General features: G+C 50.1%; 18 protein-coding genes. 5 read left to right on the plus strand and 13 right to left on the minus strand.

Annotated features, from left to right (window positions below):
- Positions 1 to 50: 50 nt before the first annotated feature.
- From J3U88_RS05350 to dnaA, 11 genes are all read right to left on the minus strand, one after another.
- Positions 51 to 392, minus strand: a complete 342-nt coding sequence (locus J3U88_RS05350; RefSeq protein WP_207857365.1) for a bactofilin family protein — start codon at positions 390 to 392, stop codon at positions 51 to 53.
- Positions 376 to 1251 carry a ParB/RepB/Spo0J family partition protein gene (locus J3U88_RS05355; RefSeq protein ID WP_207857367.1) on the minus strand — a complete coding sequence of 292 codons (876 nt, stop codon included), beginning with the start codon at positions 1249 to 1251 and terminating at the stop codon, positions 376 to 378. Before J3U88_RS05355 ends, J3U88_RS05350 begins: the two co-directional genes overlap by 17 nt.
- The gene (locus J3U88_RS05360) at positions 1217 to 2002 is read right to left on the minus strand and encodes a ParA family protein (protein WP_207857369.1); all 786 of its coding nucleotides are present in this window, start codon (positions 2000 to 2002) and stop codon (positions 1217 to 1219) included. The genes J3U88_RS05355 and J3U88_RS05360 overlap by 35 nt, the downstream gene beginning before the upstream one ends.
- Positions 2003 to 2038: 36 nt before the next feature.
- The gene (mnmG, locus tag J3U88_RS05365; RefSeq protein WP_207857371.1) at positions 2039 to 3910 is read right to left on the minus strand and encodes a tRNA uridine-5-carboxymethylaminomethyl(34) synthesis enzyme MnmG; all 1872 of its coding nucleotides are present in this window, start codon (positions 3908 to 3910) and stop codon (positions 2039 to 2041) included.
- Between the two features lie 3 nt (positions 3911 to 3913).
- A complete protein-coding gene (gene mnmE, locus J3U88_RS05370; RefSeq protein ID WP_207857373.1) occupies positions 3914 to 5278 on the minus strand; it encodes a tRNA uridine-5-carboxymethylaminomethyl(34) synthesis GTPase MnmE in 1365 nt (454 codons plus the stop codon).
- Positions 5279 to 5399: 121 nt separating this feature from the next.
- A complete protein-coding gene (gene fsa / locus J3U88_RS05375; RefSeq protein WP_207857374.1) occupies positions 5400 to 6044 on the minus strand; it encodes a fructose-6-phosphate aldolase in 645 nt (214 codons plus the stop codon).
- A gap of 14 nt (positions 6045 to 6058) precedes the next feature.
- Complete coding sequence (gyrA, locus tag J3U88_RS05380) at positions 6059 to 8596, minus strand: DNA gyrase subunit A (protein ID WP_207857375.1); 2538 nt, start codon at positions 8594 to 8596, stop codon at positions 6059 to 6061.
- Between the two features lie 13 nt (positions 8597 to 8609).
- Positions 8610 to 11012 carry a DNA topoisomerase (ATP-hydrolyzing) subunit B gene (gyrB, locus tag J3U88_RS05385; protein ID WP_207857376.1) on the minus strand — a complete coding sequence of 801 codons (2403 nt, stop codon included), beginning with the start codon at positions 11010 to 11012 and terminating at the stop codon, positions 8610 to 8612.
- A complete protein-coding gene (gene recF, locus J3U88_RS05390; protein ID WP_207857377.1) occupies positions 11009 to 12088 on the minus strand; it encodes a DNA replication/repair protein RecF in 1080 nt (359 codons plus the stop codon). The genes gyrB and recF overlap by 4 nt, the downstream gene beginning before the upstream one ends.
- Before the next feature lie 18 nt (positions 12089 to 12106).
- Positions 12107 to 13228 carry a DNA polymerase III subunit beta gene (gene dnaN, locus J3U88_RS05395; RefSeq protein WP_207857378.1) on the minus strand — a complete coding sequence of 374 codons (1122 nt, stop codon included), beginning with the start codon at positions 13226 to 13228 and terminating at the stop codon, positions 12107 to 12109.
- 341 nt (positions 13229 to 13569) lie between these two features.
- Complete coding sequence (gene dnaA / locus J3U88_RS05400; RefSeq protein WP_207857380.1) at positions 13570 to 14910, minus strand: chromosomal replication initiator protein DnaA; 1341 nt, start codon at positions 14908 to 14910, stop codon at positions 13570 to 13572.
- A gap of 698 nt (positions 14911 to 15608) precedes the next feature.
- Here dnaA and rpmH point away from each other — a divergent pair.
- The 5 genes from rpmH (at position 15609) to J3U88_RS05425 (ending at position 19431) form a co-directional block, all read left to right on the plus strand.
- Positions 15609 to 15743 (plus strand): 50S ribosomal protein L34, encoded by a 135-nt coding sequence (rpmH, locus tag J3U88_RS05405; RefSeq protein WP_207857382.1) that lies wholly within the window; start codon positions 15609 to 15611, stop codon positions 15741 to 15743.
- Positions 15685 to 16080 (plus strand): ribonuclease P protein component, encoded by a 396-nt coding sequence (gene rnpA, locus J3U88_RS05410; protein ID WP_341535173.1) that lies wholly within the window; start codon positions 15685 to 15687, stop codon positions 16078 to 16080. Before rpmH ends, rnpA begins: the two co-directional genes overlap by 59 nt.
- A 36-nt stretch (positions 16081 to 16116) precedes the next feature.
- Positions 16117 to 17769 carry a membrane protein insertase YidC gene (gene yidC / locus J3U88_RS05415; RefSeq protein ID WP_207857385.1) on the plus strand — a complete coding sequence of 551 codons (1653 nt, stop codon included), beginning with the start codon at positions 16117 to 16119 and terminating at the stop codon, positions 17767 to 17769.
- Positions 17766 to 18257 carry a Jag family protein gene (locus J3U88_RS05420; protein WP_207857387.1) on the plus strand — a complete coding sequence of 164 codons (492 nt, stop codon included), beginning with the start codon at positions 17766 to 17768 and terminating at the stop codon, positions 18255 to 18257. Before yidC ends, J3U88_RS05420 begins: the two co-directional genes overlap by 4 nt.
- Before the next feature lie 298 nt (positions 18258 to 18555).
- The gene (locus tag J3U88_RS05425) at positions 18556 to 19431 is read left to right on the plus strand and encodes a UTP--glucose-1-phosphate uridylyltransferase (protein WP_207857389.1); all 876 of its coding nucleotides are present in this window, start codon (positions 18556 to 18558) and stop codon (positions 19429 to 19431) included.
- A gap of 64 nt (positions 19432 to 19495) precedes the next feature.
- Here J3U88_RS05425 and J3U88_RS05430 read toward each other — a convergent pair whose 3' ends face one another.
- Together J3U88_RS05430 and J3U88_RS05435 are read right to left on the minus strand one after the other, a co-directional pair.
- Entirely contained in the window at positions 19496 to 21424 is a 1929-nt protein-coding gene (locus J3U88_RS05430; RefSeq protein ID WP_243435801.1) for a transglutaminase TgpA family protein, read from the minus strand.
- Positions 21425 to 21472: 48 nt separating this feature from the next.
- Positions 21473 to 22819, minus strand: a complete 1347-nt coding sequence (locus tag J3U88_RS05435) for a sigma-54 interaction domain-containing protein (protein WP_207857393.1) — start codon at positions 22817 to 22819, stop codon at positions 21473 to 21475.
- Positions 22820 to 23163 lie beyond the last annotated feature (344 nt).

Genomic DNA, 23163 nt, shown 5'->3' on the forward strand with positions numbered 1-23163 from the left:
TATCCTAATCGAGTGTGTTTTCAAAAGAACGCATGGGGTGGGTAAAGGAGCTAAGTGTCTGCAATCATAACGCATTTTCCATCAAAAATGGCTCCCGGTTTTATGTCTAAAACACCCACACGGATGTCGGCCAGCACCTGACCACCCTCTTCGATCTGAAGATGGCGACATTGAGTAACCTCGCCACTGACCTTTCCCATCACCACCAAACGACCCACCGAAATGGAACCGTCAACCGTTGCATTTTCACCAATAATCAGCTGGTCGGTTGACTCAATGTCACCGGAAAAGTCACCGTCGATTCGCATCTTATTGGAGAACTGAAGGGATCCCTCGAAGCGGGTTCCCTCCGAGAGAAACCCGCACATAAACCCATTATCCTTCTGCGTCATCCTGTCCCCCTTCAGAGGATAGAAAGGTCAGAAGTTTTTTAAACTCGTCTTCACTACCATAAGCAATGGTAATTTTTCCCTTCTTCACATCCCCGGAAATACTCACTTTCTGATTTAAATATTTGCGCAATACGCTTTCGGATTCCTTGAGAATGGGATCCTTCTTGGCCTTCGGTGGCTTTTTGCGTTCTTCTTTCTCCAAGGCCACCCGCTTTTCCAATTCACGAACCGACCATTTTTGATCGATGCATTGGCGCGCCAAACGAATCATCTTCTCTTTGTCTTCCAGCGTAATCAAACAACGCGCGTGCCCGAAGGAAAGAACCAAATCCTGAATCATGTTTTTGATATCGTCGGGCAAACGCAACAACCGCAGGGTATTCGAAATGGTTACGCGGCTTTTGCCAAGGTTGGTCGCCAAACTTTCGTGGGTAAAATCATGGGTATCAATCAGTTTCCGATAAGCCAAGGCCTCTTCAATCGGATTCAGTTCCTGGCGTTGAATGTTCTCCAACAAAGCCAGGGACAGCATTTGCCCTTTTTCAACCTGCCGTACCACCGCGGGAATCTTGGTGTAACCCGCCAGTTTGGTCGCACGCCAACGCCGTTCACCCGCGATAACAATGTAGCGGCTCCCCTGTTGCGTGACAATAATGGGTTGAATCACGCCGTTGTGGCGGATTGATTCTGAAAGTTCGAACAGCTGGTTTTCGTGAAATTTTTGGCGCGGTTGATCCGGGTTGGGATCAATGAGCTTGACATCAATTTCCTGGAGTAAATCGCGAATCTCTTCCTGTTCCTTGGGAACCGAGGGAATGAGCGCGCTAAGCCCCTTTCCGAGCCCTAACTTTTTCGCCATTTAAAAACTCCTTGGCTAGTTTGAGGTATGCTTGCGCACCTTTGCTTTTCATGTCGTAAAGCATTGCCGGTTTACCAAAACTGGGTGCTTCGCTAAGACGTACATTGCGAGGAATGACCGTTTTGTACAACTGATTGCCAAAGAAGCCTTTTACGTCTTGCAACACTTGTTGGCTAAGGTTGGTGCGCTCGTCATACATGGTCACAATCACACCAGTAATTTGCAAGCTGGGGTTGAGTCGTTTTTTGACCAATTCAATCGTACCCACCAAATCGCGTACCCCTTCCAGCGCGTAATATTCCGCCTGAATGGGAATCACAACCCCGTCCGATGCGGTTAGAGCGTTTACCGTCAACAAACTCAAACTGGGTGGGCAATCGATAAAAATGAAATCAAATTTGTCTTTCACGGGCTCCAGCAGGTTCTTCAACACGAACTCACGGCCGACCTCGTTCACCAATTCAACCTCGGCCGCCGCCAAGTTGCGGTGACCCGAGACGGCATATAAGGTGGGAATCTCACATTCGATCATCGCCTGCTCCAAGGTGATTTCACCCGCAAGCACATGATAAATGTTGTGGTTCGCCTCATCCTTATCGATGTTGACGCCGCTGGTTGCATTGCCCTGGGGATCGAAGTCGATCAACAGGATTTTTTTGTCGATCGCGGCCAAAGAAGCCGCGAGATTGACGGCGGTTGTGGTTTTGCCCACACCGCCCTTTTGATTCACAATGCCAATGATCTGACCCATGAAAATATCCTCGTTTAAGGCGTTAGCACTTTTAATTTAAGCGGTCTTTTGTTTGTGATTCATAAACCGTTTCACAAAAACATGCAAAATAGCCAGGGTACTGGCGTTCATGCCGCTAATGCGTGAGGCTTGATCCAGCGTTTTAGGACGAATTGCCGTTAGTTTCTCATACATTTCCCGTCGCAGGCTAGGCACGGTGCTGTAATCAAAATCCTCGGGGATCTCTAAACGGCGCAAGCTTTCGATCTTTGCCAGTTCCTCATTCTCTTTTTCCACGTAAGGCGCGTAGCGGATTTTGTTTTCCAAAACCTCGGAGAACGCCGTTTCCAGTTGTAGATCTTCCGCGCAACCCAAAATCGTCTCCAGATTGACCTTGGGTCGGCGCAACAAATCATGGGCGGTGACCACCTGTTTTAAGGGAATGCCCGCCGCTTGATAACGCTCGCGATTTTCCTGGTTGGGTTTGATTCGGTACTTCTGTAAGCGATCTATGTCGCGGGTGATGGCCGCATACTTTTCTTCAACCGCCGCCATCTCCGTTTCGTTCAACATGCCCAATTCAAAACCCAGTGGTGCGAGACGTTCGTCCGCGGTGAACACATCCAACAACAAGCGATGTTCCGCTCGCGAGGTGAACATGCGATAGGGTTCTTTGGTTCCTTTGGTCACTAAGTCATCAATCAACACACCCATGTAGGCCTGGTCGCGTTTCAAAACAAAAGCTTCTTTTTGCTGAACCTGGCGGGCCGCGTTGACACCGGCGATAAAACCTTGGGCCGCCGCTTCCTCGTAACCAGAAGTTCCGTTGATTTGTCCCGCCATGTACAAACCCCCTACCCTTTTGGTTTCGAGGGTCGCCTTACATTCAGTGGGATCGATGTGATCGTATTCCACCGCGTAGCCAGGACGCAAAATCTCACAGGACGCCAAACCAGGAATGGTTCGGTACAAATCTTTTTGGACATCAATCGGTAAACAGGTCGACATCCCATTCACATAAACTTCAATCGTGTGATGGGATTCCGGTTCCAAGAAGATCTGATGACGGTTGCGATCCGGGAACTTCACCACCTTGTCTTCAATACTGGGACAGTAGCGCGGTCCCACCCCTTGGATCTCACCGGAGAACAAAGGCGAACGATGCAGGTTGTCCTGAATCATCTGGTGGGTACGTTCATTGGTGTAACCGTGGTGGCAGCAAACCTGTTCCAATTTGGTCTGATTCGTCCCGTAGGAAAAAAACACGGGATCGGGATCGCCCCACTGGGCATCGAATTTTGTGTAATCAATCGACTTGCGATGAAGCCGCGCGGGCGTACCTGTTTTCATACGGCCCAAGGCGAAACCTAAATCCAAAATCGAAGCGCTCAGTTCTTGTGCCGCCAACTCGTTACAGCGTCCCGCGTCATAGGTGGTTTCGCCGATATAAATTTTGCCACGCAGGAAGGTACCGGTGGTTACGATCACCGCTTGGGCGCGAAGTTCATCGCCGTCTTTCAAACGCACGCCGACGACGCGTTCCCCTTCCACCAGCAGTCGGGTCACGATCCCCTGACGAATCATCAGGTTTTCTTTCGCTTCCAAGGTCATGCGCATCACCTGACGGTAAGCAACCTTGTCGGACTGACAACGCGGTGCTTGAACCGCCGGGCCGCGACTGCGATTGAGCATACGAAATTGGATCCCCGTCGCGTCGGCGATTTTGGGCATCAAACCCCCCATCGCATCCAATTCGCGAACCATGTGACCTTTGGCCAATCCGCCGACCGCCGGGTTACAGGACATTTGTCCGACCGCGTCGAGGTTAATGGTAAAGACGACCGTGTTTAATCCCATCGTCACACAGGCCCAGGCCGCCTCGCAGCCCGCGTGGCCCGCGCCAATCACAATCACATCCGTAGCGTTCATATTTTATTTTCCCAAACAAAAATTAGAGAACATGCGGTCCAGTATGTCCTCAACGTCGGTTTCACCGGTTAGTTCTCCTAACTGCTGACGGGCGGCATTTAAATATGAGCTTAAGACCTCTTCGCCGAATCCCATGTCGAAATCGTCTGCTGCCGATTTTAATAAGGTTGAAACCGTTGAAATTATTTCTTCTTGGCGTTGGTTAATCAAGTACACCGATTGACCTGCCATAACCGTCGACAATCTTATCACAATTTGTTGTTCCAGCTGCCGCAAACCCTTGCCGGTCAAGGCTGAAACCGGAACGCGCGCCTTCATTTGATCGTCCTTTTCGGCCACGTGCGATTCTTCCACCAAATCCTGTTTGGTGACGACCTCGAACCACTTCTCTTGGGTAAGCTCTTTGAGTTGCGGGTAAGGCTCACGGGGTTCGGCCGCGTCGTTAAGGAACAAAACCAAATCGACGTCGTGAAGTAGTTCGTAAATCTTTTGGATCCCCAATTGTTCAATGCGGTCATTGCTGTCCCGAATCCCGGCGCTGTCCATCAGGATAATGGGTAAACCGCCGATTTCGATTTGCTCACTAATCAGGTCACGGGTTGTTCCCGGTAACTCGGTGACGATGGCGCGTTCATGTCGAACCAAGGTGTTAAACAAGGTGCTTTTGCCTACATTGGGTTCACCGGTTAACAGCACCTTAAAACCCCGCTTCATCGCCAGTGAAAAACGCGCCGTCTGTTCAAGGCGTTTAAAAGCATCAACCATGGTTTTCAGTTTTCCGGCAAGCTGTTCGCGCTGCAAGGCGTCAATGTCTTCTTCACCATAATCAATCGTTGCCTCGATGTGGGCCTGCATCTGCAACATCTGTTCAACCTGTTCATTAATAAATGTAACCAGGGGTCCATGGGATTGGCGACGAATCAAATCTGCCTGGTAACGGGTATTGGCTTCGATCAAACCATTCACCGCCTCGGCCGCCAGCAAATCCATCTTCCCGTTCAAGACCGCACGCATTGTGAATTCACCGGGGCGCGCTTGCCGCGCGCCCAAGTTGGTGAGACTTGTTTGAATCGCCTGAATCAATACCGGATTGCCATGACAACTGATCTCCACCATATCTTGACCGGTATAGGAACGTGGACCACGAAAGGTCGTCACCATCACATCGTCGACCAAACCTTCCACATCCATCCAATCGCCATAACGGGGAGCCCATGGTTTCAAAGGCGCCTTACCCTTGGGACGAAAACAATGCGCCACCAACCCCAAACAACCTTCACCGGACACCCGAACAATTGCCAAGGCAGATTTCGCTTGCGCCGGCGTTGCCGGCGCAACAATCACATCGACGTCGCTGTACCGTCCCATACCCCTCTCCCAAAAAAAATTTTCGCCAATGTTCCACGTGGAACATTGGCGAACTGGAAAGCCTTCATCAAAAAAAGCGGCACCAAGGTACCGCTTCCTTCTTTACCTGATCGAGCATCAATTAGGCTTGTGACTTACGGTAATCTTCTAAAAATCGCTCGATGCCAATGTCCGTCAGTGGATGTTTGAACATCTGTTTTAAGATCTTAAAAGGCACCGTCGCGATCTGAGCACCAACCATCGCCGCCTCGCTAACATGCAAGGGCGAGCGAACACTGGCAACCAAAACCTCAGTAGCGAAGCCATAGTTCTCATAGATGGTCACAATGTCGGGAATCAGATCAATACCGCGTGAGTCGATATCATCCCAACGACCGACAAATGGCGAAATAAAGCTGGCGCCGGCTTTAGCTGCCAAAAGTGCTTGCGCGGCGCTGAAGCACAAGGTGACGTTAAAGCGAACACCTTCCGGTGCCAGCTTTGAAACAGTTTTCAAGCCGGCCTCGGTCAAAGGAACCTTAACCACGATTTGTTCATGCCAGGCCGCCAACTCACGTGCTTCAGCCAGCATACCCTCATAGTCGGTAGCGATGACCTCGGCACTAACGGGACCATCGATCAGTTCACAGATCTCCAAGACCACTTCTTTGTGGTCACGACCTGACTTTGCAATCAGCGAGGGGTTTGTGGTCACGCCGTCGACCAGGCCCAGGGCAACCCCTTCTTTAATTTCATCAACAATTGCGGTGTCTAAAAAAAACTTCATGCTTTTCCTCGTTCTTATGACTCTTGTTCTTGATCTTCGCCAGACTGCTCCGTGCTTCCGTCACCCGCTTCACTGCCGGTTTCTTCCAGCGCCGCTTCGCTTTCGCTTAGGATCTCTTCAAGCGCTTCATCCGATTCCTCTTCCTTGGGAACCAGACCAATGCCGACCACACGGTCACTGGGGTCATCTAGCTGAATCAGGCGAACCCCCTGGGTTACACGGCCAATGTCGCGGATCGTGGTTAAATCGAGGCGAATCAATTTACCGAGTTGGCTGATAATCAAAACACTGTCGTGATCTTTGATGTAGCGAACACCGGAGATGGAACCCGTCTTGTCGGTTTTCTTCATGTTTAACGAACCAAAACCGCCACGGCCCTGCAAGCGGTACTCACTTACCAAGGTACGTTTACCATAACCAAGTTCACTGATTGTTAGAATCGAACCGCTGTCCTCGTTGATCACCGCCATCTCCACAACGGTATCACCGTCGCTTAAACGAATGCCGGTAACGCCCATGGAACTGCGGCCCGTTTGACGAACCTCGGTTTCAGCGAAACGAATCGCCTTGCCCAATTTACTGGCCAAGAAGATCTCGCTTTCACCCGTGGTTTGACGAACATTGATCAGCTCGTCCCCTTCCTGAATCGAAATCGCACGAATACCGTTCGCACGAATATTTTTAAATGCGGACAACACGGTCCGCTTCACCAATCCCTTACGGGTAGCAAAAACCAGGTTCACGTCATCAGAGAACTCGCGAACCGCGTTAAACGCAACCGCCCGTTCACCATCCTCGAAACCAATCAAGTTCACAATGGCTTTGCCCTTGTTGGCCGCGTCCGTTTGCGGTATCTGGTGAACCTTAATCCAGTACACTTTCCCGAAGTTGGTAAACACCATCAGGTAATCGTGGGTTTGCGCAACAAACATGTACTCGACAAAATCATCGTCATGCGTACGCATCCCTAGACGACCTTTACCGCCACGTTTCTGTTCCTTATAAATAGTCAACGGCGTCTGTTTGATATAACCGCGGTGGGAACAGGTGATCACCACACTTTCGTCGGCGATAAAATCTTCCACGGTAAACGAGATCCCCATATCGCGAATCTCAGTGCGACGATCATCCACGTAGCGATCACGAACCTCTTGGGTTTCCTCGCGAATGACCCGCAACAGTTCGTTGGGGTCGTCCAAAATCAGCCGTAATTTGCGAATCACTTCTTGGATTTCGTTGTACTCATTAACAATCGCCTGGCGTTCCATGCCGGTCAATTTCTGCAGGCGCATTTCCAAAATAGCTTGCGCCTGACGCACGCTGAATTCCCAACGTTCCACCATCTGGGCACGTGCCAAGGAGGGCGACTCGGCGGCACGAATCAACGCGATGATTTCATCAAGCAGATCGAGCGCTTTCACCAAACCTTCCAGGATATGCGAGCGCTCCTCCGCTTTCCGCAACAAGAAGCTGGTGCGGCGGATGACCACATCTCTACGGAAAGCAATAAACTGCCCCAAAATCTGGCGTAGGTTGAGGATCTTTGGTTGATTGTCGACCAACGCCAACATAATCACGCCGAAGGTACTTTGCAACGCGGTCATTTGGTACAGCTTGTTCAGTACAACCTCGGGAACCTCATTACGCTTCAACTCGACCACAATCCGCATGCCGTGACGGTCAGATTCATCACGCAATTCACTGATTCCGTCGATCTTCTGATCCTTGACCAACTCCGCGATCTTTTCACAAACCTTGGCCTTGTTCACCATGTAGGGAATTTCATCCACAATGATCCAGGTGCGGCCTTCGTTTTCCTCAAAGTGCGTTTTCGCGCGAACGATAATCCGACCCTTGCCGGTGTGGTACGCGTCATAGATCCCTTGGGTACCGCAAATCATGCCACCCGTGGGAAAGTCCGGTCCTTTAATGACCGTCATCAACTCATCAATGGTCGCATCGGGATTGTCCAACAACATCAGCAAACCATCGGTCACTTCACCCAAATGGTGAGGCGGTACGTTGGTGGCCATACCAACCGCGATCCCGGAACTGCCGTTAACCAAAAGGTTGGGATAACGGGTGGGCAGTACCAGCGGTTCATTAACCGTTTCGTCAAAGTTAGGCTGCCAATCGACCGTTTCCTTGTCGATGTCGTTTAACATCTCCTCGGCGATTTGCTGCATGCGCGCTTCCGTGTAACGGTAGGCGGCGGCACGGTCACCGTCAATCGAGCCAAAGTTCCCCTGGCCGTCAACCAACTGGTAACGCATGTTCCAAGGTTGCGCCAAACGAACCAAGGCATCGTAAACGGCGGAGTCACCGTGGGGGTGGTACTTCTTCAGTACTTCACCGACCACACCGGCACACTTGGAGTATTTGCGGTTGGAAAGCAAACCCTCACGAAACATGGCATACAGAATGCGGCGGTGAACGGGTTTAAAACCATCGCGAACATCGGGCAAGGCACGCCCGACAATCACACTCATCGAGTAGTCCAAATAGGACTGACGCATTTCCCGGGTAATATTAACCGGTAGCTCTGAATTCATTAGGTGCTCCTAATTAGACATCGAGATTTTTAACGTTCAACGCGTTGTCTTCGATAAACCGTCGCCGTGGTTCAACTTCGTCGCCCATGAGCACTGAAAAGAGATCATCCGATTCGATGGCATCCTCGATCATGACCTTGAGGAGCGTGCGGTTTTCAGGATTTAAGGTGGTATCCCAAAGTTGTTCGGGGTTCATTTCACCCAAACCTTTGAAACGCGTCATTTGGAAACCGCGGCGACTCAATTCGGTCAGGGTTTCCATTAATAGATGCTTGCCGCCGACGTGTAACGGTTCCGCCTTTTGGTAATAGACCTCAAATTCGGAATCATTGAATTCGTCGAGTTCGTCGTAGTAATGCTTGATCATTTTGAATTCAGGTGAATGGATCAAGTTGTAGTCGACACCAATTTGGTGTTGGTGACCGCGGTGTTGAATGTTCATCGATAACGAAAAAGCCTCGTATTGGGTGTCTTCCTGAATATGCTGGAAGGTCATACCCAAGTCCACGAGCTGATCAGAAAGTTGCAACAGATTCTGACGCGTTTGCCAGTACTCCATGGTGTCGATCCGGGGTTCGTGCAAAATCACGTTTAGCATATCCGCGGTTAACCCCTTGCGTTCCATCAAGCTGAACAGTTCCCGTTCACGACGCAGCAGGTTCACTTTCGGCTCAAGTGCTTCACCTTCAATAATTTCATCCGTTTTGAGAATCTTGACCTTAATCCCGTCTGAGATTTGGTTCATCAAAAATTTCTGGAGTTCATCCTCATTCTGGATATAGGTTTCTTTGCGGCCTTTTTTCAATTTGTAAAGCGGTGGTTGCGCGATGTAGAGGTAACCACGCTCGACAATTTCCGGCATGATGCGGTAAAAGAAGGTTAACAACAGGGTGCGAATGTGGGCGCCGTCGACATCGGCATCCGTCATGATCACAACCTTGTGGTAACGCAATTTTTCGATGTTGAATTCATCGTGAATGCCGGTACCAAGCGCTTTGATCATGTGCTTGATCTCATCGGAGGCGATCAACTTCTCAAAACGGGCTTTTTCCACGTTAAGAATCTTACCGCGCAACGGCAAAATCGCTTGGTTTTTGCGGTCCCGACCACTTTTGGCGGAACCACCCGCGGAGTCACCCTCCACCAGATACAATTCCGAACGACCCGGATCCTTCTCCTGACAGTCGGCGAGTTTGCCAGGCAGGCCGCCCATGTCGAGGTAGCCTTTGCGGCGGGTAAGATCCCTGGCCTTACGGGCCGCTTCACGCGCGGTGGCGGCTTCTACAATCTTGTCGATAATGATTTTGGTTTCTTTGGGATTCTCTTCATAAAACTTGGCGAGCTGTTGCAGGGCAACCGATTCAACGACGCCTTTTACTTCGTTTGATACTAATTTGTCTTTGGTCTGAGAAGAGAACTTCGGCTCGGGCACTTTGACACTAATAATCGCGTACATGCCCTCGCGAACATCGTCACCTGAAATACTAACTTTAATATTCTTCGGAAGAGGATGTTCAGAGATGTAAGTATTAATGCTGCGGGTCAATGCACCGCGTAAGCCGGCGAGGTGGGTACCGCCGTCGCGGTTGCGAATGTTATTGGTGAAACAATAGATATTTTCTTGATAGCTTTGCGTCCACACCAAAGACACATCGACGCTAATCATGTCTTTCGAGGCGGTAAAGGAAATAGGGTCTTCCAAAAGCTTTTTCTTATTTTTTGCCAAATAGTTCACGTAGGCCGGGATGCCGCCGCTAAATGAAAAATCATGGGATTGGGCGGAACGTTCATCGGTAATCTTAATGTGAACACCTTCATTGAGAAAACTCAACTCGCGCAAGCGTTCGGTTAAGATATCAAAGCTGAACTCGGTAATGGCAAAGATCTCTGGATCGGGTAAAAAGCGAACCTTGGTGCCGGTTTGATCGGTGGCGCCGAGCTTTTGGATTGGGGCGACGGGGCGGCCGGTTTCGAATTTTTGCAGGTGAAGAAAGCCACCGCGGCGAATCTCCATTTCCAATTCTTTGGAGAGGAAGTTGACACAAGAAACGCCAACCCCGTGTAAACCGCCGGAAACCTTGTAGGAATTGGAGTCAAACTTACCGCCCGCATGAAGGACCGTCATGATGACCTCGGCGGCGGAACGACCCTCTTCCGGGTGTAAATCGGTGGGTATCCCGCGGCCGTTATCTTCGACGGTAATCGAACCATCAACGTGGATGGTAACGTTGACGAGATCACAGTGACCGGCGAGAGCTTCATCAATAGCGTTATCTACCACTTCATAAACGAGTTGGTGGAGACCGGAGCCGTCATCGGTATTGCCGATGTACATGCCGGGCCGGGTGCGAACGGCCTCACGGTCCTGTAGAATCTTAATTTGCGCGGCACCATATTCCTGCTGTTGGTCGGTCATTCACTAATCCTTTCGGAGCTGATACACCCATCGTCAACCATGTAAACATGATCGTGCAGGCGACCCTGGATTGTACCATATTTTGAGGTACTTATTAAGGTTTGGCCCCTTGTATCCAGATAGTTAAGTAATCGAAGCAACCTTTCCGAATCAAGTTCCGCATCGATGTCGTCCAGCAACAGCGGAGGGTGAAATCCATACCGTTCCCGGTACAACTCCCGCACCGCCAATTTAAGGCTGAGTGCGATCGAACGAACCTGCCCGGAGGAAGCAAAATGTTTGGCTTTGTGATCAATAAAACGGATGTCTAAATCGTCTAAATGAGGACCCATTACAGCCCGGCCGTGGAGCATTTCCTCCGCGCACACATCCAGATGCCGTTGTCCGTACTGATTGGGAACGGGACAATTATGAAGCCGGTAAGAGAAAAACAAGGGTTCTTGGTCGGCAAACAAATTCTGATGAATCGCAATAGAAGGTTCGCGAATCAGTTCTAAGAATTCACGCCGCTTATCGATGATTTTTTGGGCGATAGGAATCATCGTCCGTTTAAAACCACGATATGTAGATAAATCATTCTTTTGTAATAGTAGTTTGCGACATTGATTCTGAATCTGTCGATAACGCGCAATAAGTCCAATATAGTTCGGTTCGATAGAAGCAATCATACGGTCAAGTAATTGCCGACGATCACTCGGCGCGCCTTCAACCAGTATCTTATCTCGCGCTGTAAAAGCTAAAACAACAGCCGTTTCAAAAAAATCGATGGGTTTACAGGGTTTATCACCTAAAAACCGACTAACTTTTCCTGGTTGTAGCTTTACAGAGAAACGAAAACGCGCTTTATTTTTAACCAGCGAAGCTTGAATAGAAGTAGTATCACGACGATTCCGAAAAAGATCCGCATTGCGACTGGTTCGAAAACTTTTCGTCGTGATGACAAAATAAAGCGCCTCGAGACAGTTCGTCTTCCCTTGACCATTCGGCCCGATTAACCAATTCAAGCCTTGGTTCAATCGGACCGCTTCATCTTGGAGATTTCGAAAATTATGGGTGTGAATGGATTCAATCCACAAACAGAAACCTGCCCAACATCATCCGGTTAACCGCATCGGCATGATGATGTGTTTGTAATCCAGACCGGTATCTTCCTCGTTCACCAACTGGAAAAGACCTTGGCTGGCGTGGTCCTTGATGTTGATTTCAATTTTTTCAACCGACATGTTTTTCAGATATTCCAAAAGGTAATCCACGTTAAAGCCGACATCGACCGCTTCCATTTCGTATTCGATGGCCAATTTATCGATGGACTCGCCGCGTTCCGCGTTTTTGAGAACCACGACCATTTCACCGGGAGAAAAACTCAGCCGTACCAGTTTCGACTTGTCACTGGAGAGCACCGATTTACGACGGACGATTTCGAACAGCTTGACGCGGTCTATCACAATTGCCTTGTCGTTGCCAACCGGAATCGCCTTGTGATAGTCGGGAAATTTGCCATCGATGAGGCGCGAAAACAAAACGCGGGGTCCAATCTTGAAGAAAATGCGATTTTCAACGAAGTCTATTTGGAATCCTTCCTCCGGGTCACTGGTCTTGAGCGATTTTTGCAATTCTAGAAGGGTTTTACGGGGGATGATGATGTCCAAATCTTGAAAATCAGGACCCAAGGCCTTGTTGACCACGCTCATGCGGTGACCATCCGTGCTTACCAGCGAGAGTTCCCCGCTGTTTACCTTTAATAATGATCCGTTTAACGCGTACTTGTGGGGATCGGTCGACACGGAAAAGAGGACCTTGGTGATGCAATCTTTGAAAAAGCCCACTTGAAACTCAATCGCGGAAGCGAATTCACATTCAGGTATGGAAGGAAAGTCTTGGGTTGACATCGTTTCAATCGAAAACTGGGCACTGCCGCAAACCAAATCGAGCATGGTCCCTTCATTCATTGAAAAAGAGACCTGTGCATCGGAGAAGGTGTTCAACATGTCTTGCAGATTCTTGGCGTGTACGGTGATTTCACCGGGCTCAAGTACCTGGGCGGGACAAGACGAGATGATGCCGACTTCCAGATCAGTCGCTTGCAGGATCAACTGGTTGTTTTCGGCTTTGATGCAGATGTTGGCGAGGATCGGCATTGTGTTCTTTTTCTCAATGACACCCATCATGAGCTGTAGCTCATTGAGAAGATCGCTTCGAACGATGTGGAACTCCATGTGTTTTACCTTTTTATAAATTTTTAATTTATTTCTTTTAGGTCTTCACAGTAAGGCTTGTGGAAACTGTGGAAAACCGGATGGATCGGGTCGGGTTGCGGGTTTGAGGGTTGTGGAAAAAATGTTGGAAACTGTGGAAAACCAGGGGGGTTTTTAACAGGTTGGTATCCCGGGTGGGAAAGGTTGGTGTTTTTTAACAGGTTCTTCACAAGAATGTTGAAAAAGGCTGTGGATCGCTGTGGAAAACTGAGGAGATTATAAGCGTTCTGAGGCTTTTTCTACAGGGCTCCTGTGGAAAAAAGCGGATTTGGTTCACAGGTTGTGGATGACTCAAGCCGCTATTAGGTGAGTGACTTGGTGAAACCCGTGATCATTTGGTGGTACTCGTTGCTCTCTTTCATCTTCTTGGTAATTTTCTGAACGGAGTAGAGTACGGTCGAGTGGTGTTTGTTGCCGAAGGCGCTGCCGATTTCGGGTAGGGACATACTCGTAAGCTGGCGCGTCAGGTACATCGCAATTTGGCGAGGCTGAGCAATTCGCTTGGAATTGTTCTTAGACAACAAGTCTTTGGTTTGGATTTTGTAGTGGTCGGCGATGAAACGCTGAATTTTTTCACAGCTAACCTGGGTTGGTTCGTCGCGAACGTAATTTCGCAGACAGGTTTCCACCAAATCGAGATCGATTTTGCGATTGGACAAGGAGGCATAAGCCATCAACTTAATGAGGGCGCCTTCGAGTTCGCGCACGTTGGTCTTTACCTTGGTGGCAAGGTAAAGGACGACATCGTCTTGGAGGAAAACGCGTTCGGCCTCGGCTTTCTTTTTGAGGATGGCGATCCGTGTTTCCAGCGCGGGTGGCTGGATGTCGGCAATCAAACCCCAATTAAAACGACTCGTGAGGCGCGATTCCAGTTTTGGGATTTCGCTGGGCGCACAATCGCTGCTGAGGATGATTTGTTTTTGCTGCTCAAAAAGCGCGTTGAAGGTGTGGAAAAACTCTTCCTGGGTTTGCATCTTGCCGCTGAGGAACTGAATATCGTCAATGAGCAAAACATCGACAGTTCGGTAACGGCCTCGAAATGCTTCACTTTTGTTGTAGCGGATCGAGTTGATGAACTGGTTGGTGAACTCTTCGCACGTGGTGTAACAAATGTTGAGGTCGGGTCGGGTCTCAATGAGCCGGTGCCCAATCGCATGCAACAGGTGTGTTTTCCCTAAACCCGACGGTCCATATAAATAGAGTGGGTTGTAGGAAGCAGAAGGTGCCTCGGCAACCGCCAAGGAGGCGGCGTGGGCAAACTGGTTACTGCTGCCGACGACAAAAAGTTCGAATTTGTATTTAGGGTTGAGCCGCACATGTTCTTTTTTGTCATGGGACCCGTTGACTTCTTCATTTTGATCCTCAGAATCATTTTTCCGAAGAAGTGATTCAAGTTGCTTCGCCTCGGCTTGATTTAAGAAGTTAACCTTACAATCAGGTAGACCAAGACTTTTGAGCACACTGTAAATGTCCTCGAGGTAGTTTTCTTGAATCCAATCAATGAAGATGTCGTTTGGAACTTTGATCTGAATTTCATTTTTTGTCTGGCTAAGAATTTTCGTAGGTCTGAGCCATTCGTCGATCTGTTCCGTTGGAAGTCGCTCTTCAAGGCACGACAATACCTTGTTCCAAAGAGATAACAACCGTGCTCCTCCTGGAAAGTTAAAGGAAAAACGAATGGGAGATATAAAAACCCAAAACGGAAGGTCATACTAACATAGGAGGAAACGGGCCCTCAAGCCTTAATCAGGAGGGGGGAATGTGTTGGTTGTATCCATAAGAGTTTCTTGTACTTAAGCATAAGTCGATAGAATCAAGTTGTTTACGCGTTGGTTAAGAAAATGTCGTGGAAGCTGCTATGAATGAAATGTGAGCCTTTTGGCTTCCCTTTTTTCGCGTTCGATGGTATGCCGCGCTGTTCCGAAAATGACCCTACGTAACGGTATGAGATTTTAATAATTAAACAGTTAATGAAAAATTGTTGTTGTATGCAAAATGTGAGAATTTAAAGAAGTTTAGACTAAGTGCTGGTGCTCAAAGGTGATTTCTGCTAAACGGTGGCCCTTGGACAAGACACCTGCTTTGGCGCCTACGGCATGGGTGCCCGGCCTCGAATCATTTTCCGCTGCTACATTGACTTTTGCCCCGATTTCGGGTACCGTCTATGGTCTTGTGGGCTGGGTTCAGTTATGAAACATAGTGCCACCTTCAAGATTCAACCCGTTCTTCATTGACGCTTTTTTGGCACCCCGTCCCCTTTTTTACCGCTTGTTCAAGCATTGGTCGCAAAGAGTTACGGGTTGAACAGGGTTTTTCAAACATTGAGTGGAGGATTTTTCCGATGAAACGCACATTCCAACCTAACCGTCGTAAACGCGCAAAGAAACATGGCTTTCGGGCTCGCATGAAAACGGTTGGTGGCCGCCGCATTGTGGCAAGCCGTCGTTCGTCCGGTAGAAAACGGCTTGCAGGATAAACGATTTCGCAAACATAACCGCCTGCTAAAGTCCGCTGATTTTCAACTCGTTTATCAGCGTGGCTTTAAGGTGGTGACCCATACGCTCATTTTTCGGGTCATACCCAGCGAGCATCAAGAGCCTCGTATTGGCTTGGCTATTTCTAGAAAAGTCGGAAAAGCAGTAAAGCGAAATCTTATTAAACGTAGGACTCGCGAAGCTTTCCGGGAAAAGAAAGCCTCATTCAAAAAGGGTTTTGACATTGTTGTCTCCCCCCGGAGAGGTATCCTGGACCGCGATTTTCAGGATTACCTGAAGAGCTTTGACATCCTGCTCAAAAAGATCAACCGGTCATAGGCTCCTGGTTTTCAGGAGCCTCCTATGAGGACATCAATGGAAAAACGATTAATTTTGACCATCAGTCTTTGTATGGTCCTATTCTTCTCTTGGTCGATGCTGGGCCAATTCCTCGGTTACCAGATGAACGCGCCCGAGGAGACCCAGACCGAACAAGTCGAAACACAGCAGCCTGACGGCTTGCCGACACCTTCCGGCCTCGACCCAAGTTCACCGGTCGAGACCCCATCGGTTGCGGGCGCCGAGGGCGCCACCCCGGAAAATCGTTTTGATGCCATACCCCAAGAGACCGTAACCCTCGAAAACGATGTTCTTCGTTTGAAATTCGATAACCGCGGCGCGGTGATGCGCGGCGCTACTTTAAAACAGTATTACACTTCCGCCAAAGAAGAACAAAACGTTCAACTCATTCATCCACGCACATACTATCCTGGCGAAATTATATTGCCAGGAGATAAGCGAACTGATTATTGGATGTTTGAGGTGGAGAAACGGTCGGATCGGGAAGTATCGTTTGTTACTGAAAACGAATCGATTCGCATTCAAAAAACCTACACCTTAACTGATCAATACAAAGTAGTCGTCGCCACCGAAGTTTCGGGCCTTGATCTCAACTACAAAATGGTGATTTCAGAGGGTTTACAGCCAGTCCTCGCCAACGACAAGTTGGTCCCTTCTTTCTTTGATTTTGGTGAAATCAACCCCAAGGTGATGCGTATTGCTTGGTCCGAGGACGGTACCCACGAGGAACAGGATATCTCCAAGCTGGAAGCGGGTTTGTTTGGTCCGCTGTTGGACGAACCCGAAAAGGTGGTTTGGCTGGGGATTCAGGACACCTACTTCGCCAACGTTTTCATGCCGGAACAGCCTGCCGACAACGTATTTTTGGCAGGTGTTACCCATAAAATCGGCGGCCGGGAACCCTTTGTTTTGCCGGCGGTTGCCATCGACGGGAACAACAGCCTGAAGGGTTCGTTTTTCATGGGTCCCACGGAAGAAAACACCTTGGAAGCCGCCGATGCGCGCCTGGAGAACCTGGTTTCTTACGGCTGGGCGGGCTTGCTCTCCAAGGGCTTGTTCATCCTCCTTAGTTTGTCCTACGACCTTACCGGGAACTGGGGCTGGGCGATTGTGGTGTTAACCCTGTTCATTCGCTTGATCCTCATGCCGCTTGCGATTCCGAGCATGAAAAGCTCGATTAAAATGCGCAAGTTACAGCCTAAAATGGAGAAAATTAAGCAGAAGTATTCGGATGACGACGACTTCGAATCGAAAATGAAAATGCAGCAAGAAATGCAGAAACTTTTTAAAGAAGAAGGTGTGAATCACTTCGCTTCCTGTTTCGCAATGTTGCCGCAAATGCCGATTTTCTTCGCTTATTTTTCCCTGTTGCGTTCCTCAATTTCCTTACGCCAAGCCGACTGGATGTTTTGGATTAACGACCTGTCGGTAAAAGATCCCTACTACGTGTTACCCATCCTCATGGCCGCTTCCATGTTTCTCACCTCGTTGTCCATGCCGATGGCCGGGATGGATCCCACTCAGCAGCGCATGATGAAATTCATGCCCCTTGCCTTTGCGGTGTTTTTCATCAGCATGCCCTCCGGCCTTGTCCTTTACATGATCACGGGTAACATCTTCATGCTCGTCCAAAACTTCATCCTGCGACGGAGGTACGAAAACTCATGACCCAAACCGAACAAGCACAACCCGCGGTAGATCTGCTCCTCGAGAGCCTTGACACCTTTACCCGCGGCCACGGCCTTGATGTGACACTCGAATCCGACATCGAGTTTCCCTCCGTCTATGTGAATTTCGTCGGAGAAGACGAAAATTTTTTCCAAAAGAACCACGGCGAAGCGCTTCGCGATTTGAGCTTCCTGATGATGACGTTGGTTGAAAAACATTTCCCCGATCTCGAATTGGAAATCAAAGTCGACAGCGGTGGTTTTATTGCCGCCAAGGAAGCGGAACTTCGCGGCATGGCGGAATCCGCCGCGGCGCGCGCCCGCGATACCGGGAACCAGGTACTGTTGAACCCGCTGAATCCTTACGAACGACGTTTGGTTCACATGGCACTTCAAGACTACGAGGATGTCGAAACCGAATCCTTGGGTGAAGGCCATCTCAAACGCATCGCGGTTCGCGTTGTTGAAGGTGAGCCCTCCGAGGCGTAGCCAACCACCATCCTTTGCTACTCAAAGCACCGTCGTTTCCCGGCGGTGCTTTTTTTATTTCCGGGTGGGTGAACAGAAATACCGCGGCGAATTGTTGGGTAATTGGTGGCGGACTGAAGCGGCGGCGCGCCGCGGCCCTTGAGACGGGCCTGGTGAACAATCCAGGGATCGATTTTTTGTTCAAATCAGGTGAGAAAACCCAGGAACAGCCTGATAAACGCCGAATTGGTCCCATGTAGACCCCAAACCCAGGCTGGGCTAAGCTTAGGCCCGAAATCGATCATTTAAGGAGCTTTTCATGGGCGTTAAGGGCGTTATTGTTGCGGCGGGTTATGGTTCGCGGTTCATGCCGGTCACGAAAACGATTCCCAAGGAGATGTTGCCGCTGCTGAACCGGCCGGCGATTTCCTTTATTGTTGAAGAGCTGGAGGCGGCGGGTATCCAAGACATCCTGATCATCACTTCCCGCCGCAAAAAAGCGCTCGACGATTATTTTGATCGCGAGGTTGAACTGGAACAGGTCTTTGAACGTGACGGCAAACAAGCTGCACTGAACAGCATTCGCCCTGGCAGCGCCAACGTCTTTTTTGTCCGGCAACGGGAGATGTTAGGGACCGGCCATGCCTTATTGGCTGCACGGGCCTTTGTCGGTGAGGATCCCTTTGTGGTGGCTTATCCCGACGATTTGTTTTTTGGTGAACGCGGTTTAAGCAGCGAATTGGTGAAGGTCTATCAACAAACGGGCGATTCGGTGCTCGCGGTCCAGGATTTGGGTGATGTGGATGTATCGCGCTACGGCGTGGTCGATGTCGGACCCAGTGAGGGGCATAGCTTCCCGATGCGTCACATCGTTGAAAAGCCGGCCCCCGGCCGGGAGCCGTCAAAGATGGTGAGTTATGGTCGTTACCTTTTCACGGCCGATCTGTTCCCGCTTCTCGAGGAAGGGTGGCGGCAATTTGATGCGGCGGGTCGCCCCGGCGAGTTTTATCACATTGACGCCATCAACAGCTTGGCCAGCCAGGGCAAGGTGCGTGCGTATAATTACGAGGGCTTGCGGCTGGATACAGGCCAAATCGAAGGTTATCTCGAGGCGATTTGTCGTTACGCCCTCAAACGTGAGGATACGGCCGCGTTCGCGAGGGATCTGTTCCTGAAATTGAGCCGGACCGACTGAGGCATTCTTTCAGCTGGTTGCCTAGCCCTCATCGCTTACGTGAATTCCTTGGGAGAAATGCGGGCTAGCCGACTTCTTGTTTGAGCGTCCGCAAGAGGGTTCTGCCCTCTTTGATGAGTTTGCCTGCCTGTTGTTCGCGACCACCTCGGCTGTAGCAATAGGCAAAAACCTCGTGACTGTAACGTTCGATTTTTTGTTCCAAAATAGGGCTTAAATCGAGACGTCTCACAAAATCGGAGAACTTCTCTTGCGGATGTCGTTCGTCAAAGTGTTTACACAATAGTTTTTCGATTCGAATCAGGGAAAGCTGTACTTTATCCTGTCGCTTCATGCGCAATAAATGAATGTTCCTTTTTACGAGAAAAATTATGGTTGCGATTAAGATAAGCCCGATAACCATACGGTTGTACGTAACGCGGTTCTCGAGATAACTTTCCACAACAAGTTCAAGGTTATCTTTTTGAGAGAAGTAGTCAAACGATGTGAAGTAACTTCGCCACAAATACCGTAGGTTGGTGGTGCCGCTTTGGAACAAGGTCGGCCTTGAAATAGGAAGCGAGGGTGTTGGATCCAAGGTGTGCCATTGGCCCTCGTGGTAGTACTCCAACCACGCGTGGGCCATCTTTTCCTGAACATGGTAGAACTGGCCGTTGTAGGCGGCTTGGTCCAAAAGGAAACCGGTCACCAACCTGGTTGGCACGTTGGCGGTGCGCAACATCAGTGTTGCGGAGGAGGCGAACAACTCGCAGTGGCCCTCCTTCCTTTCGATGAGAAATTCACGAATGGGGTCCTGGGCGTCGAAGTTGTTGATGGCCAGCGTGTATTTGTAATTTTGTATGAGGTGCCGGCGAATGAGGATGGCTTTTTGTTGGTTGTCCCACTCCCCGTCACCCAATATTTCGTTGGTGGTGGTTCGCAGGTAGTCGTGGCGATCCGGGATTTGAAGGTAACGGCGCATAAAGCTAATTTTGATGTCCTGACGGGGGCTTAATCCCGAAACGCCGGTGTAGTTCAACGAGTTCGGGGTCTTTTTGGACATGCTGATGTTGTCGGAGAACCCTTCTATATCGAGGTAGTTCTCGAATTCTTCAATGCGGATGGGGTTGCGCAGAAAGAACACGGTGTTGCCTTGAAAGGGTTCCGCGTGAATGCGGTAGCGCACCTCGCCCCCGAACAGGTCTTCCTGATGGAAACGGGCGTCGGCCCCATAGACGGTGCGGGTGCGCGCGTAGGTCTGCCATTCCTCGTTTTCGTAAATGTGCAGGTACCGGCCGATGAGATAGGGCTCGGCGGGTTCTCCCTGCAAGATGGTGAGGTCGAGTACGGGGCGGTCGGAGTTTTTCAGGATTCCGATATCCGACAAGCGAACCCGGCCGGAGAAACCGGATATTTGTTGGCCGGTCTCGTTGGATTCAATGCCCGCGCTGGAACCCCGTGCCCGCGGCGCCAACCAGAAAAACAGGACGGCAATCGACAAGATCGGAATCAAGTGAAGATAGGAGACAGCATGGGCTTTAAACAGGTCTTTTTTAGATTGACCGCGGTACAAATTGAGATGGTAAAGCCCAATAAGGGTGGTTAAAACAGCAGAAGCATATCCCACGATGACATAAAGCTGTTTCATGCCCAAATACTTTCGAGCTTGATAGGCGATGATGAGAAACGACAAAATACTGATGAGGCGGTTCGGGGTATTAAGGCGTTGTTCCCCATAGAACTCGTAGATGAGGCAAAACATAATTAAGAAAAAGATGCCGGTGTCGACGCGAACTTCCAACGAGATTCCTACAATCATAAAAAAGAAGGTAATCCAAAGATAAAACTTCCATAACCGATTTTGCCGGATCTTATTAATGTCGATAGGAAACCATAGAGGTAGAATCATGCCAATCATGATCACGGTCTCCAATCGATTAAAATCACCGGTCAAAAAGGCGGTCACGGCGGCGCCGATCGTTAATATCGATAGCAGTCGCAATCTTTCTAACGGCATAGCGTTTATCTCCCAGAGTTCACTTGGTGCCTCCCCCGCGGGAAGGTGTTATACAAGGCCCCATTGTTTGCGTTTTCGCCACAAGGTGGCGCGGCTGATGCCGAGTTCCTTCGCGGCCAAGGTGGTGTTGCCGGCGACCTCCGCCAGCACCTGTTCCAGTTCTTGTTTGGTAAGGGATTGTCGTGGGTTTCCGCGCGTGGTGGCCCTTTCTTTCGTTTTGGGTTGGGGTTGCTGGGAACCCTCGCGGAATTCAGGTGGCAAATCGGCTTGGCGGAGTTGTTGTCCCGGTCGCGTGACCTGGCAGTATTCGCTGAGGTTGATCAACTCGCGAACATTGCCGGGCCAAGGGTAATTGATGAGCAGTTCCATAACTTCATCGGTTGTTTGGCAGGGTTCGATGGCAAATTTTTTGGCGCTTCGCTCGGTGAAATGATGCCAGAGTAGCGGGATATCGCCCTGTCGCTCGCGCAAGGGTGGGATAAAAAAGGGAACGACCCGTAATCGGAACATCAAATCCTCGCGGAAACGCCCCTGTTTTACGGCCTCACGCAGGGAGACATGGGTGGCGGCGAGGATGCGAATATTGGTGGGGAGATCACGGGTATCACCGAGGCGACGGTAACGCCGTTCCTCCAAAACCCGCAGGAGCATGGCCTGTACTTCGAGTGGGCATTCACCGACCTCGTCGAGGAACAGGGTTCCACCCTCGGCCGCGGCAAACAGGCCTTGTTTGTCTTGAATCGCGCCGGTAAAAGCACCGCGTTTGTGACCAAACAATTCACTGGCTAGGAATTCCCGGCTTAAGGTACCGCAGTTTATCGCTACAAAAGGGGCCTTGGCGCGGGGGCTCATTTGATGAATGGCTCGAGCCAAGAGTTCTTTACCGGTACCGCTCTCGCCGCGGATAAGCATGTTGACCCCGCTATGTGCCGCAAAACGCATGTTGGCGAGGTTGTCGAGAAAGCTTTGATCGGCGGTCAATATTTGGTGGAACTGCTGCAGTGCGGTACAGCCGGGACGGCGCTTTTGTTGTTGAGGTCGGAGGATTTCCAACCCGCCGAGAAAGCGGCCCGCTTCATCGCGTACGGCTTGGGCAACTTTGGTTACCTGTTGCGGTTTGCCGTTTTTGTCGAGGTGGGTGAGATCGGCGACAGAAACCTTGCCGTATTCGCGGATGCCGCAACCTTTGGCACAACTTAAACAACGAATGGCGAAGCTACAGTGCTTGCCGACAACTTCCTCATGGTCCCAACCGAGCAGACGGGAAGCGCCCTCGCTCCAGAAAACAACCTGTTGGTCGGCATTGACCGCAAAAAAGGCTGAATCGGGGTCGAGCTGTGACAGCGCCGCCAGGTACCTGGGCGAAAGTTGTTGGAGATCGTCCAACGGTGACATAGAGGAGGTCCTCCTGGATGAGGGGTCACCTTGATAAACGGGAAAAGGTTGTAGCCCATCTAAGAAGCGCGATAACTCGCGGTAATTTTCACGAAACCTCTGGGCTGCAACGGCCTGAAAAATTGCTCACCGCACCCACGGGTGCGCCTCCGCTCGTTTCAGACCGTTTCGCTCGAGATCTTTAGCGAAAATTCCTCGCTCTTATGGCGCTTCTTAGGTTCCAAGCCTAACACCATCCTCGCGGATCGAATAGCCCCGCCAAGGAGCGGGTCCGGCGATGTTCCATGTGGAACATCGCAATAAGGCAAACACCACAAACCTTTTACGGAAAAACCAAAAAAAAT

Source organism: Acanthopleuribacter pedis, assembly GCF_017377855.1.
Lineage (GTDB): Bacteria > Acidobacteriota > Holophagae > Acanthopleuribacterales > Acanthopleuribacteraceae > Acanthopleuribacter > Acanthopleuribacter pedis.

Bases quoted from the DNA above. Each gene is read 5' to 3' on its own strand.
- J3U88_RS05425 (WP_207857389.1), top strand. From the start codon at position 18,556: ATGGGCGTTAAGGGCGTTATTGTTGCGGCGGGTTATGGTTCGCGGTTC.
- yidC (WP_207857385.1), top strand. From the start codon at position 16,117: ATGGAAAAACGATTAATTTTGACCATCAGTCTTTGTATGGTCCTATTC.
- fsa (WP_207857374.1), bottom strand. From the start codon at position 6,044: ATGAAGTTTTTTTTAGACACCGCAATTGTTGATGAAATTAAAGAAGGG.
- J3U88_RS05355 (WP_207857367.1), bottom strand. From the start codon at position 1,251: ATGGCGAAAAAGTTAGGGCTCGGAAAGGGGCTTAGCGCGCTCATTCCC.
- J3U88_RS05360 (WP_207857369.1), bottom strand. From the start codon at position 2,002: ATGGGTCAGATCATTGGCATTGTGAATCAAAAGGGCGGTGTGGGCAAA.
- gyrB (WP_207857376.1), bottom strand. From the start codon at position 11,012: ATGACCGACCAACAGCAGGAATATGGTGCCGCGCAAATTAAGATTCTA.
- rpmH (WP_207857382.1), top strand. From the start codon at position 15,609: ATGAAACGCACATTCCAACCTAACCGTCGTAAACGCGCAAAGAAACAT.
- J3U88_RS05430 (WP_243435801.1), bottom strand. From the start codon at position 21,424: ATGCCGTTAGAAAGATTGCGACTGCTATCGATATTAACGATCGGCGCC.
- mnmG (WP_207857371.1), bottom strand. From the start codon at position 3,910: ATGAACGCTACGGATGTGATTGTGATTGGCGCGGGCCACGCGGGCTGC.
- J3U88_RS05435 (WP_207857393.1), bottom strand. From the start codon at position 22,819: ATGTCACCGTTGGACGATCTCCAACAACTTTCGCCCAGGTACCTGGCG.
- dnaN (WP_207857378.1), bottom strand. From the start codon at position 13,228: ATGGAGTTCCACATCGTTCGAAGCGATCTTCTCAATGAGCTACAGCTC.
- mnmE (WP_207857373.1), bottom strand. From the start codon at position 5,278: ATGGGACGGTACAGCGACGTCGATGTGATTGTTGCGCCGGCAACGCCG.
- J3U88_RS05350 (WP_207857365.1), bottom strand. From the start codon at position 392: ATGACGCAGAAGGATAATGGGTTTATGTGCGGGTTTCTCTCGGAGGGA.
- gyrA (WP_207857375.1), bottom strand. From the start codon at position 8,596: ATGAATTCAGAGCTACCGGTTAATATTACCCGGGAAATGCGTCAGTCC.
- J3U88_RS05420 (WP_207857387.1), top strand. From the start codon at position 17,766: ATGACCCAAACCGAACAAGCACAACCCGCGGTAGATCTGCTCCTCGAG.